This window comes from Streptococcus infantis (assembly GCF_047464415.1).
Lineage (GTDB): Bacteria > Bacillota > Bacilli > Lactobacillales > Streptococcaceae > Streptococcus > Streptococcus infantis_AE.
In genome coordinates this window covers 17,949-32,071 of record NZ_JASHBX010000006.1, presented here as the reverse complement: position 1 = coordinate 32,071, position 14,123 = coordinate 17,949, and the positions used below count along the sequence as shown (strand labels likewise).

The following is a 14,123-nucleotide window of genomic DNA, read 5'->3' as shown; positions in this document are numbered from 1 at the left end:
AAATCTTAAACGGTCGTCAAAAACTCTTAAATTACAAGAACTTCTCTTAAAAAAGACCAGCAGTCTGAAAACGCTACCTGTAAGTTCTTTTTGTGAGCTTACTTTTTATAATACTTCAAGCCCCAAATGAGCAGCAACATGATGATTAAGCAGAGAACAGAAGCAATATAACCAATCAGTTGTTGATAGGATTCTGCTGCTGTCATTCCTCTATACAAACCGATAATAGACATAAAACCTGTCAATCCAATGAACATGAGTTGATTGGTTCTCGGATTGACCAACTCATCATCTTCAAACTTTCTCATTCTCATTTCCCTAGTGAGGTAAACAATTACCAAAATAGAAGCCAAGTTAACAACCACTAAAAGCAATTGAAAAACTAAGGAAAAATGCAAAAACTGACGAGATAGAAATAAATAAGTAGAGATCAGTACAGGAAACTGACCTAGGAACAATCTAGCTAAGAAGATGTTCCGTTTTTTAGCAAGAAAAGTTTTCATTTCTTTACTTCTTTCTTTTTAATGATAGCAAAATAGATCATAACTGCAATCAGATAGGCTATGGTATAAAATAGCTGATACCAAATACTCCCCCCAAGCGGAGACATGATTAGATACAAGATGAAAATGACAAGTATTTTTTTCTTCATAAGATTTCCTCCTAAATGTGTGCTTTATTTTAGTTGAGCTATATCCTTTACACTGCTAGTATAGCACTCCTTTTGACCTTAATTTCCCCAAATCATGAATGGTCATCAAAACCTCCTAAATTGTAGAAAAAATGAAAAAGCAAGCACGGAAAATATGCTTGCCCAAATAAAACCTAACAAATTAAAATGCACTCATCTTTACTTCCCTTTTTTCTGATACATTCTCATAATAGCTAGGAGGATAAAGGCTAGCCAGCTTGCTAAAACTAGAAGGGTGAGGCCTGTATGTAAGATTTCAGGTGTCCTCTCTATTCGGCTGATGAGACGGACTAAGGACACCACTGCCATCTGAATGAGGAGCAAGGATTCTGCCCTAACCAATGATGTCTGCTGATTTTCAACTGCATGTAAAAAGGCTGGTAGCAAGACACAGGTTGAAACAATTATAATCAGATTAGCTCCTGTACCTTCTCCCTCATTGACTAGAGAAAACATGAGAAGATTGGATAGGATAATCAGTACAGAACAAGCTATAAAATAAGATTTCTGGTTCATTTATTTTTCCTCGAATAATATAAAAAGTCAGGTTGGATAAAGACAAATCGTTGCAGTGTTTTTCAACCTAAAATGCCATTGTTCTCTTGTTCACACATTTTCTAATCAGAAGTTGACAGCAAATGAACCGCCAAAACCTGACGAAAGACTTGATCTTGACAGGTGGTATTGAGACTGGCATTGGGATAACTTTCCACAATCTTCATGACGGTATAGAGACCAACACCTCGGTCCTCCCCTTTAGAACTAACTCCAAAAGAGAAGATTTCAGAAACATCTATACCCTCTTCTTTGATGGAGTTTTCAACGATAAAGGTTTCCTGTGCTCCATTTTTTATAAAGGCGATTGAGACACGAGGTTGACTGGCCTCTGCACTAGCTTCAATGGCATTGTCACAAAGGATAGACACAATAGTCAGAAAATCAAGCAGACTCATACTCTCGACTTGAATCTCCTCAGGAACTTCGACATTAAAGACAATATCCTTTTCTCTAGCTTTTAGAAATTTTCCTGCTAGGAGACTTTTAAGGGCACGGTCTCGAATATTCACCAATCTGCCCAGGTCATATTTATTGTCCTGCAATTTTTGGCTAGAGTCCTTCAAGACGGAGTCGTAGACCTCTTTTATCTGCTCCATATCCTCCTCTTCAATGCCCAGACGTAAGCTGGTCAAGAGGTTGGTATAATCATGACGAAAGCTCCGCACTTCCTTATAAAGTTCCTCTATATGCCGACTATACCGCTCCATATCTCTATAGCGCAAGTCCTGCTCTTGGTTCAGTCTCTCATGGAGTTTGTCCTTCAAATAGGTATCCAATTTCTTGATAATCCCCATAAAAAAGAGCAGGTAAAACACTAGGATTAGATGGCGAACTGTCGTTGATTGGATACCTTGTACATATTCAAAGTAAGACAGACTTTGCATCACTAGATAGTAGGTTCCCATTATCCAGTTAATCTTAGTCAGGGACTTTTGAAAATCTTTATCTAGAATCTCCCTTCTCAAGCTAGTAAAATCATAATCTAACCATTTCAAAAAAGCTAGAGAAATAAAGCAAATAAAAATTTTTATAAATAACCAAATAAAAGAGTGGTCATCATACACCTGCCCTTGCTCCAAAAATGGAAGCACAAAATAGGAGACTCCTCTATAAAAGAGATTCACCAATATCATTGGAAAGAGACCATAAAAGATAAGGAGTTTTTTAGGAAGCCCTCTTAAAAACAAGAAAGATAAACCGATGCCGTACAAGGGTTCCACAAAATAAGATAGGTAATTATTTCCTACTATATAGCTAATCATTACAAAAACAACTGCCAAAAGTATCTTAAAAAGAAAGGCCTTAAAAACTCTCTCCAGAGTTAGAACAATTCCATCCACCTTAAAAAATATAAACAATTCCAATCCAGATATCAAAAACGCATATACTATCTTCCAAACTAATTCCATTCCATCACCTCACTCAGTGTAAGTTATTGATAGCCTCAGACACTTCCCTGACCTTATAACGCGCGATTAGACAGCTTCCGCCATTGGGAAAGAAAAGGAGTTTTTCTTTCTTATCCAAACGAACTACATTAGTTGGATTAACTAGAAAAGAGCGATGGCACTGCAAGAGACGGGGTTCCTGCTTGAGAACCTCCTCTAAACTAGCCGTAAATTCTAACCTGTCTGTCTTGGTATAGAGAATAACACGATGGGGTCTTGGGGACGTTTCGAGATAGTAAACCTCTTTAAAGGGATACTGGAATTGGGCAAATTTTGATTTAAAGTAAAAGCAATCTTCCGCTAGACTTTTACTGTCTTGACTATTGGCATAGAGGAGGGCTGTCTCGATACGAGATTCAAACTCCTCTGCCGACAAGGCCTTATCAATGTAGTCCAAAGCTGAAACTTGGTAGCGAAAGGACAGGGGCATAAACTCTGAGTGAGTCGTCACAAAGACAATCAGGGCATAAGGATCCCGATCCCGAATCTTTCTAGCCACTTCTAGTCCCTTCATCTCTTCATTTCGAATCTCAATGTCCAAAAAGAAAAGCTGATGCGCCCCCTTCTCATGCACCTCTGCCAGCAATTGGTCTGGCTTTCCAAAGACCTCAAAAGAACTGGGAATGATACTCTGTTTTTTCAAAAGTTTTTCAATCGTCGTTTCAATTCTTGCTTGTTGGGAAAAATCATCTTCTAAAACAAATATTCTCATCTTCTTACTCTCCTTGTCTCAACCATTTTTGGCGAATTTCTCTATAACGACGTCTGGAATACTGAACAGCATATCGATCTTCTTCTCCAAGAAAAAGAATCTTCGATTGGAGTTCCATGGATTTTACTCGTTCAAGGTTGACCAGACAATTTCGATGACATCTCGTTAAAGTTTCCCCATATTGTTTTTCAAGCTTGCTTAAATTTTGAAACAGATCAAAGCTAGCGTCTTCTGTAACAATCTGCACGGTATGGGCTTTCCTTGGATGCGTTTGGATATAGTAGATATCCTTTATGTTTAATTTGAAAATTTCTTTCTCTTTTTGGATGATGATATAGTTCATGGATAAAACCTCCTGAAGAGAGGATATCATAAGCCGAGAAACTATTTTTCACCAAATCCTAAACGGTTCTCAAAAATTCCTAAAGTGTCTAAGTTTTTACAAAATGACTATGATAACCTTACAACTATTTTATCATAAAATTTCGCTATTACCATTCAGGAAATTTCAATGACAATTAAAGATTTGAAGGTAAAAAAAGAGTAAAAAGTGATAGGCTAGGATTATAGAAAGACAAAGGCTTAAAACAACTTTAAAACCATCACAAAGGAGGAATTCTCATGACGGAAACAGACCCCATCAAAAAAGCTCAGACACTGATAACTGAGTTAAACAAAACTTACCAAGTCTGCAAACAGGCAACAGCTGACGATGTCCGCTTTCAGGAGCAACTGGACAATATCCTCCGCTTTCTCTCTAAAGCTGAAACAGTGGATAATAGATTCTTGATTGAGCTGGAAAAATTTTACCAGACTTCCAGTCTTCTCATGGGTCTCAGTGCCCTCAATCCAGATGCCCCTACTCGCGCCGCTTGGAGAGCCTATGACCGCTTCCACTTTGACCAAGTCAAGACCAAGTTAAGTCTCTACGGGCCAACCCTTATCTTGTAATAGTCTTTAAAATCTTTTCAAACCATGTTAGCCTTAAAACTAGGTTTTGAGTAACCTGCGACTATCTTCTGGTTTGCTTCTTGGTATTCATTGAAGTTACGTAAATAAAAATGGCGGTGGGACAGAAATCGATAGACAAAGTCTCGATTTCGTAGTCCCAGCCCCGCGAGGATGATTAGGAGCTTTTTGGAGTCTAAAAGACGAACAAAAAGTTCAATCAGCTACCGCGTCAAAGTTTGATTGCTAATAAAAAGTGAGGTCGGGATCTTTTGTCCCAACCTCATTTTCATCTAATCTTATAAGATTTAATCCTGCATCTGGCGTTTCACCTGATAAGGGAGATACAAGGTTTGTAAGACCAGTCCAGCTCCAAGTAGGGCTAGAAGGGCTAGTTTTTCTTGGAGGGTAATCAATCCCACTACCAGCTGAACCAATAAAACAAAACCTGTCAATCCTCGGACAACTGCCTGTAACCCTTTTTCCTTTTGTCCCTTGTCTAGCGGGAAAAGTTGGGTCAAATATTGGTAATCAAAGGCATGATAGAGAGCCAATAACTGAAAGAGTAAGAGATAGTTAAATAAAACCACTACTGCTGTCGCAATCCAAGCTTGCTCGATAAAGATCAAAGCCAGCAAAGATAAGAAGAGGAGGCGAAGACTGAGGGCAAAGAGGTCTCCATTTCGCAGATAAGAACGAAGATAGAGGTTCTGCCAAATCTTGCTCGGCACCTTCTGAACTGCTTTTAGGATAACATCTAGATAAGCTCGTCTCTTGACGCTGTTTGAAATTCCCTTGACTTGGGTAAAGAGGGCAAAGAAGCGAAGCAAGAACTGCTTGCGTTTACTTTCTTGGGCAATCACATAGTCCCAGTCCAGATGATTTGCACTAAAAAACTTGCCAGCCTTTTTCTGAAACAGGAAATATTTCCCGACTCCCAAAAGAAAAACATAGACCCCAAAAACTCCTAAGCCTAAGCCCATGGCTAAAAATAACGGAGCAAAAAAGAGCAAAAAGAGAGTCTGTACACTAACCCAAAAGATGAAGGAAACTAAACTTTGCTTCTGGATGTGTTCTCTCACTTCTTCTTCAGCTACTAAGAGAAAGAGCTTATCAGGCGCTTCTACATAGGTCGCTATCCCTCCCCAAAGTAAGAGTAAAACAGAGACAATCCCAATTAAACCTAGGATTGGTAAATGATTCTCAGGAAAATGCTGGAGCAGTTGACTATACTGATAGGCTAGAAAACCTACTAAGACCAGTAAAAACAAGACAAAGTGGTCATTGAGCACATAGCGCAGATAACCGACACACTCTTTACGAAAAGCCTTCTTTCGCTTTAGGAACAAGTCTTTCATCTGTCCTCCTCTTTGGTCAAAGCCAAATAGATATCATTGAGACTTGCTTCTGGCATGGCAAATGCTTGTCTCAGCTCTTCAAGATCCCCTTTAGCTCTGACTTGACCTTTGTGGAGAATGACAAAAGAATCACACATTTTTTCAGCAGAGTCAAGAACGTGGGTACTCATGAGGATCGACTTGCCTTTTTTCTTTTCAAGATCCAAAAGCTGAATCAAGTCCGAAATTGCCAAGGGATCAAGACCAAGGAAAGGTTCATCGACGATAAAGAGACTCGGATCCACAACAAAGGCACAGATAATCATGACCTTCTGCTTCATCCCTTTTGAAAAATGAACAGGAAACCAATCTAACTTATGATCCAAACGAAACATTTTTAAAAGAGGTTCTACACGTTCAAAAGCTAGGTTTTGTTCAATACCATAGGCCATGGCAACCGTCTCGATATGTTCTCTGAGAGTTAATTCTTCGTACAAACTAGGAGTTTCAGGAATGTAACCAATCTGCTGACGATATTCTCGCGGATTGGCACCTAAGGTTAGCCCGTCGATGTTTATTTCTCCACTATAAGGTGTCAAAAGTCCAATAATTTCATTGATAGTCGTTGATTTTCCAGCACCATTGAGACCGATCAAACCGACCAACTGTCCACTCTCGACTGTAAAGGACACATCTTTCAAGACAGGGACATGAACATAGCCCCCTGTCAGATTTTTAATTTCTAACATATTTTCTCCAAATCTGGTATAATGTAGCTATATTATATCAAAATTCAATACAGTAGAGGTAGATTTTATGTCAGATTGCATTTTTTGTAAAATTATCGCTGGGGAGATTCCCGCATCAAAGGTTTACGAAGATGATCAAGTTCTTGCCTTCCTTGATATCTCACAAGTAACACCTGGTCACACCTTGGTCGTACCAAAAGAACACTATCGCAACCTTTTAGAAATGGATGCTACTAGTGCTAGCCAACTGTTCGCCCAAGTACCAAAGGTTGCTCAAAAAGTCATGGCAGCTACCAAAGCTGAAGGTATGAATATCATCGCCAACTGCGAAGAAGTTGCTGGACAAACCGTTTTCCATACCCATGTCCACCTGGTTCCTCGCTATAGTGCAGATGACGACCTAAAAATTGACTTTATCGCACATGAACCAGACTTCGACAAACTTGCCCAAGTCGCTGAAACGATCAAAAATGCTTAAGGAGTCACTATGAAACTATCAAACTTACTACTTTTTGCAGGCTCTGCAGTCGGTTCATACCTTCTCGTTAAGAACCGCCAAGCTATCACTGAAGAGGTTTTAGATACAACTGATCGTGTTGAAGCCATTAAGGATGACTTGGATATCATTCAAGATAGCCTGCAAATTATCGACCAACAAAAAGAACTCATCAAGGAATATCAAAAAGATTTGACCTATAAGTTTAAAGTCTTGGAAAAAGACGTCCAAACAAGATTAGCTGTACTAAAAGAATTGCAGGAAACTGAAGAAAACTAAGGGAAACTCCAATTTTCCTTATTTCCCCTTTAAATCCATTTTGGGTTAGCAGATCTTAGTAGACCAGGGAGGGCATGAAAATGAAACAGTTGTTTAAAGTTCTGACGCGTATCATCCTGATCATTTGTGGTGGCCTCTGCCTTCTTGCAGCCCTAGCATTTCTAATACTGGCCAATCTGTTCAAGGCCTCACCGAGTGACATCAGAAAAGGAAATGAAGCCTTAAAACAAATCTTTATCTCCCTTGACATGCCTCCTGAAAAAGTAGAATCAGATGGACACTATGAATTCGAGGGTGGAGGCTTAGATTTTTATGTGACATTCTCTGATGAAGTTATCAATAGCCACCCCGTCCTAAAAGAAAGTCCTAACCTGACTAAAAACCGACTCAAAGTCTATGTTCTACAGACAGGAGATATTTCTTACTATAAAGTAGGGGATAACTTGTTCAATCATGGTTTATTCCAATTTTTAGAGGAGGAAGGCGAGAAGTATTTCCGAGAAAACGGAAAGAAATCACATTCTTCTTACACAATTCTAACTTTGAATGATCCAGAAAGCATGAAAAAGGGAATCGCGTTCTATGAGAAAGCTTTGACCTTGGTGGATATTCATGATAATTCGGCAATTAAGCACATTGATACCGTCACCGTGAAACCTGGCAAGGAAGCGGAACTCAAGCAACTCATCCAGGAGATGGATGAGGCTGGCTTACTCACTCAAAAATATCAATAACAGACTAGTCTGAGAATGATTTCTCCCATGCTAATACTCAATGAAAATCAAATTCAAACCACGTCAGCGTCGCCTTGCCGTACTCAAGTACAGCCTGCGGCTAGCTTCCTAGTTTGCTCTTTGATTTTCATTGAGTATAACATTCTAAAGATTGCACGAAAAAGAGCCCGAAGGCTCTTTTTACTTTATGCTTTATTCTCCTTCAAAGGCATCCTTAATATGGTCAAAGAAGCCTTTTTTCTTTGGATTTACTTTTAAATCACCTGCAGCTGCGAATTCTTTCAAGGCTGCTTTTTGGCGGTCATTCAAACCTGTTGGGGTAACAACATTGACAGTAACGTATTGGTCACCAAGGGCACCACCACGAAGGCTAGGCGCACCTTTACCACGTAGGCGGAATCGTTTACCAGTCTGAGTTCCTTCTGGAATGACTAATTCTACATCACCATGAACTGTAGGGATGTCTACTGTATCACCAAGTGCTGCTTGAACAAAATTGAGGTTCAAATTATAGAAGATAGTAGTTCCTTCACGTTCAAATTTATCACTTGCTTCCACCGAAACTACTACATACAAGTCACCATAAGGACCACCATTAAAGCCGGCTTCACCTTGGCCAGCTAGGCGGATTTGTTGACCTGTTTCCACACCAGCAGGGATTTTTACGTGTACGCTATGAGCTTGTTTTTCATGACCAGTTCCATGACAGGTTGTACATGGATCTTTGATTTCTTGACCACGGCCATGACAGACATCACAGGTTACCTGGCGACGCATCATACCGAGCGGTGTTTGGGTATCAACATTGATCACACCTGAACCATGACAGCGTCCACAAGTTACTGGACTTGTTCCAGGTTTGGCACCAGACCCATTACAAGTACGACAGCTTGCTTCACGATTGTATTTGACTTCCTTTTCTGTACCAAAAATAGCTTCTTCAAAAGTCAAATGAACGCGATACTGGAGGTCGTCACCTTGACGAGGGGCGTTTGGATTACGTGATGCACCGCCACCACCAAAGAAGCTTGAGAAGATATCTTCAAATCCGCCAAAACCACCTGCTCCATCGAAGCCACCGAAACCGCCAGCACCACCAAAACCACCATTGGCACCCGCAGCACCGTATTGGTCATAGGCAGCACGTTTCTGTTCATCGCTCAAAGTTTCATAAGCTTCTTGAACTTCCTTGTACTTGTCCTCAGCTCCAGGATCCTTGTTGATATCTGGATGATATTTCTTAGATAATTTCCGATAGGCTTTCTTGATCTCATCTTGAGATGCATTTTTCGAAACGCCCAAACGGTCATAAAATTCAGTATTGTTCATACAAGATACTAAGAGCGAACAGAAAGCGACTGAAATTTAGGAAACCGACAAGAAATCCTGATTTCTTAGGAGGTTTATCTAATTTCCAAGCTTTCCGCTCGAGTTCAATTCCCCGAACGCTCTTTGTTCCTTTCTATTGATGTTGTAAATCAAACCTCGATGTAGGTCGGGTTCAATTCCTTTCTTTCATTTTGAGTAAGAATTTTTGGAACCCGTGTTCAATTACTCGAACACTCTTTGTTCCTTTCTATAATTTTCATGTAATCTTTAGAGGATGTTTTCTATACTTCGCTTCACTTGATCAAACTCTTGGTCCGATAGAGTAAATATCAAATCCTCTTCAGCATACTCGTTCTGTTCTTTAAAATAGTTATCCGTATTCTCTGCCAAACCTAGACTAAGAATTACTTTTCTTGCAAACTCTTGATGCGCAAAACCAATAGCCGTAATGATTTGTTTATCTTGCACAAGAACTTTCGGTTGGAAATTTTCACGTGGAAGAAATTCAAAATAGTCAAAGAAGTTTTGCCAAATTCCACCTGTAAATTTCGTATCCTTCAACAAGCCTGCTTTCGCCAATAAAAGAGGCGCTGAAGAAATGGCTGCAATGAGGATATCTTGCTCACCAAGGTTCCTCAAGAACGAAAGCAATTTCTCATCCTGTAGGGCAGGTCCTATATTTACCATTCCTGGCAAAATCACACAAGAATACTCTTCTATACGGATCTGATCTAGTGTTTTGGTCGGTTGACAGGGCAAACCATCCTCAGAGACCACCATCGAGTGATCTGAAGCGACATAATCAATCGTGACGTCAAAAGACAGAGCTAAAGTACTTGTTAAAGCGGTTATCTCATAGAGAGAAAAATTAGGATAAATGATACAAAGTACTTTTTTCATACGCAACATCCTCTATTTTACCGAAAAACAGAGGCTGGGTTGCAACCTCTGGATTTCTTCTTTTACTTACTAGTTTAAGTTTTAAAAATCAAACTAGTAATGCTGAATTGAGTTTCGGATTAAAGGAATCCTCAAATCTCGGAACCTTTCTTTATTTCAGGAGGTTCCGCTAAAACAATCCACTGGATTGTTTTACTTTTCCGTAAACTCTCCGTCTACTACGTCATCGCCTGCGTTTCCTGTTGCTTGTGCGCCTTCTGCTCCTGCTTGAGCTTGTTGCGCTGCTGCGGCTTGTTCATAGAGTTTAACGGCAAGTCCTTGTGCTTTTTCGTTCAAAGCTTCAAGTTTTGCTTTCATTTCGTCCAAGTTGTTGTCTTCTTGGGCTTTCTTAAGCTCATCAAGGGCAACTTGGGCAGCATCACGTTCTGCATCGAAGCCTTTACCTTCAGTTTCTTTGATTGTCTTTTCAGTCGCAAAGATTGCTTGGTCTACTTCGTTACGAAGGTCAACTTCTTCTTTACGTTTCTTATCTGCTTCAGCGTTAGCTTCTGCATCTTTCATCATGCGGTCGATTTCTTCGTCTGTCAAACCTGAGTTAGATTGGATAACAATTGTTTGTTCTTTTTGAGTTCCAAGGTCTTTGGCTTTAACAGATACGATACCGTTCTTATCGATGTCAAATGTTACTTCGATTTGTGGAATACCACGAGGTGCAGCTGGGATATCTGTCAATTGGAAACGTCCAAGAGTCTTGTTGTCTGCTGCCATTGGGCGTTCACCTTGAAGAACGTGGATATCAACGGCTGGTTGGTTGTCTGCTGCAGTTGAGAAGACTTGTGATTTAGATGTTGGAATCGTTGTGTTGCGGTCGATGAGTTTTGTGAAGACACCACCCATTGTTTCGATACCAAGTGACAATGGTGTTACGTCAAGAAGAACAACGTCTTTAACATCACCAGTGATCACACCACCTTGGATAGCAGCACCCATAGCAACAACTTCATCAGGGTTTACTGATTTGTTTGGTTCTTTACCAGTTTCAGCCTTAACAGCTTCCACAACGGCAGGGATACGAGTTGAACCACCAACAAGAATCACTTCGTCGATTTCTGACAAGCTCAAGCCTGCATCTGAAAGAGCTTGGCGAACTGGAACTTTTGTACGTTCTACAAGGTCACGAGTCAAATCATCAAATTTCGCACGAGTCAAAGTCATTTCTAAGTGAAGAGGTCCAGCCTCACCAGCAGTAATAAATGGCAAGCTGATTTGAGTTGAAGTCACACCAGAAAGGTCTTTCTTAGCTTTTTCTGCTGCGTCTTTCAAACGTTGAAGAGCCATCTTGTCTGCTGACAAGTCGATACCATTTTCTTTCTTGAATTCTGCTACCAAGTGGTCGATGATTTTTTGGTCAAAGTCATCACCACCGAGTTTGTTGTCCCCCGCAGTTGCCAATACGTCAAAGACACCATCACCCAATTCAAGGATAGATACGTCAAATGTACCACCACCAAGGTCGAATACCAAGATTTTTTCTTCTTTGTCAGTCTTGTCCAAACCATAAGCAAGAGCTGCTGCTGTTGGTTCGTTGACGATACGTTCTACTTCAAGACCAGCAATTTTACCAGCATCTTTAGTCGCTTGACGTTGAGCATCGTTAAAGTAAGCTGGAACTGTGATAACAGCCTTAGTTACTTTTTCACCAAGGTATTCTTCAGCGTAACCTTTCAAGTATTGAAGGATCATAGCTGAGATTTCTTGTGGAGTGTATTCTTTACCGTTAGCAGAAACTTTTTCAGAAGTACCCATCTTAGATTTGATAGAGATGACTGTATCTGGGTTTGTGACTGCTTGACGTTTTGCAGCATCACCAACGATGATTTCACCGTTTTTGAATGAAACTACAGACGGAGTTGTGCGATTTCCTTCTGGGTTTGCGATAATTTTGCTTTCAGTTCCTTCAAGAACTGCAACTGCTGAGTTTGTTGTACCTAAGTCAATACCGATAATTTTAGACATATGTTTTTTCTCCTTAAGTTATATCTTCTTTTTTTCTTTTTGATACTCTTCTTAAGTGGCGACGCCGTCAGAGCTTGACTTAGTCAATCTCTTTGACTAAACTTTGAGCCTAAAGTCTCAAAGTTTGCGAAAATAACGCCACGGCGAAGAGTATCGCCTTTGGTTCGCTTCGCTCACTATTGGCAAAGCTAAACCATTATTTATCATTCTTTCATAGTTTATTGTCATTTCGGACAAGGTTTTTAACTTCTCTAGCCTAGTTATATACTACTACCATGGCTGGGCGTAAGATGCGGTCATGGAGTTTGTAGCCTTTTTGGAAGACTTGTGCGATGGTGTCTGCTGGATGCTCATCATCAGCTGGGACTGTTTGAATGGCCATGTGGTAGTTATGGTCAAACTCTCCGTCCGCTGCGATCTCCTCGATCCCTTCTTCTTTCAAAGCATGAATCAAACTTTCTTGCACCATTTCCAAGCCCTTCTTCACATCATCTGTCAAACCTTCAACTGCAAGGGCGCGTTCAAGGTTATCAAGTGATGGTAAAATTGCTTTTGCCAAATCTTGGCTACGATAGCGTTGCAAGAGTTGACGTTCTTCATTGGCACGACGCTGAATGTTTTGCATTTCTGCATGGGCACGAAGGTATTTATTTTCAAATTCTTCAGCACGTTCATTAGCCAAGTCCAATTCAGACTTCACAGGAGTTGTTTCTTCAGCTGTTTCCACAACTTCCTCTTCTTTTACTTCTTCATTTTTTATATCTTGGGACATTTTCGCCTCCTTTAATGATTTCAATCTTAATTCACTTCATAGTGATTACTGCTGAGATAGCGATAAAAATCCGTCAACTTCATGGTCAAAACTCGATTCACAACATTGACTTGATTGACCAATTGTTGATAATCCAGATTAACCGGACCTATAATCGCAAGAATTCCAAATCCACGATAAGGAATCAGGAACTTACTGCTAATCACCGCTAAGTCAGCAAGACAAGATTCTTGGCTATCCGCAACTCGGACACTTTGCATCTGGTCGCCAATCAGATTCTCTCGAATTTCTAAAGCTACTTTTTGTGGCTGATCAAAAAACTGATAAGCTGCTAGATTTGCGAAATTCAGAAGATTGACTTTTCCAGAAACCACGATATTTTCATTGAACATTTCTTTGAAGATATGTTCAACGAGGTCCATGACGTTATCCGTTGTTGTAAAGTAACGTTGGATAATCTGCGGAATCTCTGTCCGAATCTTGTAGTGAATATCCAAAACAGTTTGATCCAGGAAACGCTCTTGAATCATGGTCTTGAGGCGATTTAAATCCTCCTGCAAGAAATTTCTCGGAATCAAAAACTGACTGGTAACTGTTCTAGACTCATCAAGCGTAAAAACTGCCAGTGCTGTATGTTGTCCGAGGACAACGATATCAAAAGCTGTTAGCTTCTGCCTACTTGGTTCAACATCCAGTGCTACAACCGTACAACCACTCAAGTCTGACAAGATTTTAGTTGCCTCTTGAAGGATATCCTCAAGTTTGAAGAATTCTTGATCAAAGGCTTTTACAATCTCATAAACTTGATTTTCAGCTAAACGGTCAAAGGATAGGGAGTGTTTGACATAGTATTGAAAACCAGCCACACTCGGCATCCGACCACTGGAAGTATGTGCCTTTTCAAGCAAACCTTGCTTTTCTAGAGCTGCCATATCATTTCGAATGGTAGCACTACTGGAGTTAATAGACTCTTGCAATGCTTTAGATCCAACAGGTTCGTGCGTTTTGGTAAAGATGTCAATAATCAGATTTAAAATATTCTGCTGACGTTCTGTAACCATCTCGCTACTCCTCTCTGATAGATCTTTTAGCACTCGATACATTCAAGTGCTAACTTATGATTCTATTATACACCCTTAAAAGAGAATGTCAAG

At 40.1% G+C, this 14,123-nt stretch carries 17 protein-coding genes; 4 read left to right on the top strand and 13 right to left on the bottom strand.

The features are described from left to right. Positions 1-98: 98 nt before the first annotated feature. The 6 genes from QM460_RS04715 to QM460_RS04690 all read right to left on the bottom strand — a co-directional run bounded on the left by QM460_RS04715 (position 99) and on the right by QM460_RS04690 (position 3,752). Positions 99-503 carry an immunity protein gene (locus QM460_RS04715; protein WP_414289386.1) on the bottom strand — a complete coding sequence of 135 codons (405 nt, stop codon included), beginning with the start codon at positions 501-503 and terminating at the stop codon, positions 99-101. Then, entirely contained in the window at positions 500-652 is a 153-nt protein-coding gene (locus QM460_RS04710) for a hypothetical protein (RefSeq protein WP_414289385.1), read from the bottom strand. Before QM460_RS04710 ends, QM460_RS04715 begins: the two co-directional genes overlap by 4 nt. Before the next feature lie 198 nt (positions 653-850). Further along, on the bottom strand, positions 851-1,207 hold the full coding sequence (locus QM460_RS04705) for a hypothetical protein (RefSeq protein WP_414289384.1): 357 nt from the start codon (positions 1,205-1,207) through the stop codon (positions 851-853). A 101-nt stretch (positions 1,208-1,308) separates the two neighbouring features. Further along, a complete protein-coding gene (locus QM460_RS04700; protein ID WP_414289383.1) occupies positions 1,309-2,658 on the bottom strand; it encodes a sensor histidine kinase in 1,350 nt (449 codons plus the stop codon). A gap of 13 nt (positions 2,659-2,671) precedes the next feature. After that, positions 2,672-3,409 carry a response regulator transcription factor gene (locus tag QM460_RS04695; RefSeq protein WP_373094279.1) on the bottom strand — a complete coding sequence of 246 codons (738 nt, stop codon included), beginning with the start codon at positions 3,407-3,409 and terminating at the stop codon, positions 2,672-2,674. A 4-nt stretch (positions 3,410-3,413) separates the two neighbouring features. Continuing rightward, positions 3,414-3,752, bottom strand: a complete 339-nt coding sequence (locus tag QM460_RS04690) for a LytTR family DNA-binding domain-containing protein (protein WP_075228505.1) — start codon at positions 3,750-3,752, stop codon at positions 3,414-3,416. Between the two features lie 278 nt (positions 3,753-4,030). Here QM460_RS04690 and QM460_RS04685 point away from each other — a divergent pair, with 278 nt between their 5' ends. After that, positions 4,031-4,360 (top strand): helicase BlpT, encoded by a 330-nt coding sequence (locus QM460_RS04685; protein ID WP_414267379.1) that lies wholly within the window; start codon positions 4,031-4,033, stop codon positions 4,358-4,360. 305 nt (positions 4,361-4,665) lie between these two features. On the opposite strand, the gene QM460_RS04680 is transcribed toward QM460_RS04685, so the two are convergent. Beyond that, the gene (locus QM460_RS04680; protein ID WP_414289382.1) at positions 4,666-5,715 is read right to left on the bottom strand and encodes an ABC transporter permease; all 1,050 of its coding nucleotides are present in this window, start codon (positions 5,713-5,715) and stop codon (positions 4,666-4,668) included. Beyond that, a complete protein-coding gene (locus QM460_RS04675) occupies positions 5,712-6,443 on the bottom strand; it encodes an ABC transporter ATP-binding protein (protein WP_414289381.1) in 732 nt (243 codons plus the stop codon). Before QM460_RS04675 ends, QM460_RS04680 begins: the two co-directional genes overlap by 4 nt. A gap of 67 nt (positions 6,444-6,510) precedes the next feature. On the opposite strand from QM460_RS04675, the gene QM460_RS04670 reads away from it, so the two are divergent. The 3 genes from QM460_RS04670 (at position 6,511) to QM460_RS04660 (ending at position 7,952) form a co-directional block, all read left to right on the top strand. Further along, positions 6,511-6,921 (top strand): HIT family protein, encoded by a 411-nt coding sequence (locus QM460_RS04670; protein ID WP_414289380.1) that lies wholly within the window; start codon positions 6,511-6,513, stop codon positions 6,919-6,921. Between the two features lie 9 nt (positions 6,922-6,930). Next, positions 6,931-7,218, top strand: a complete 288-nt coding sequence (locus tag QM460_RS04665) for a hypothetical protein (protein WP_045763640.1) — start codon at positions 6,931-6,933, stop codon at positions 7,216-7,218. 80 nt (positions 7,219-7,298) lie between these two features. Next, complete coding sequence (locus tag QM460_RS04660; RefSeq protein ID WP_414289379.1) at positions 7,299-7,952, top strand: hypothetical protein; 654 nt, start codon at positions 7,299-7,301, stop codon at positions 7,950-7,952. A 192-nt stretch (positions 7,953-8,144) separates the two neighbouring features. Here QM460_RS04660 and dnaJ read toward each other — a convergent pair whose 3' ends face one another. From dnaJ to hrcA, 5 genes are all read right to left on the bottom strand, one after another. Continuing rightward, positions 8,145-9,281 carry a molecular chaperone DnaJ gene (gene dnaJ, locus QM460_RS04655; RefSeq protein ID WP_049530135.1) on the bottom strand — a complete coding sequence of 379 codons (1,137 nt, stop codon included), beginning with the start codon at positions 9,279-9,281 and terminating at the stop codon, positions 8,145-8,147. Positions 9,282-9,548: 267 nt separating this feature from the next. Then, a complete protein-coding gene (locus QM460_RS04650) occupies positions 9,549-10,181 on the bottom strand; it encodes a DJ-1/PfpI family protein (protein WP_060955285.1) in 633 nt (210 codons plus the stop codon). A 192-nt stretch (positions 10,182-10,373) separates the two neighbouring features. Beyond that, positions 10,374-12,197, bottom strand: a complete 1,824-nt coding sequence (gene dnaK / locus QM460_RS04645) for a molecular chaperone DnaK (protein ID WP_414289378.1) — start codon at positions 12,195-12,197, stop codon at positions 10,374-10,376. Between the two features lie 256 nt (positions 12,198-12,453). Beyond that, positions 12,454-12,969, bottom strand: a complete 516-nt coding sequence (grpE, locus tag QM460_RS04640; RefSeq protein ID WP_414289377.1) for a nucleotide exchange factor GrpE — start codon at positions 12,967-12,969, stop codon at positions 12,454-12,456. A gap of 26 nt (positions 12,970-12,995) precedes the next feature. Then, entirely contained in the window at positions 12,996-14,030 is a 1,035-nt protein-coding gene (hrcA, locus tag QM460_RS04635; protein ID WP_414289376.1) for a heat-inducible transcriptional repressor HrcA, read from the bottom strand. Between the last annotated feature and the right edge of the window lie 93 nt (positions 14,031-14,123).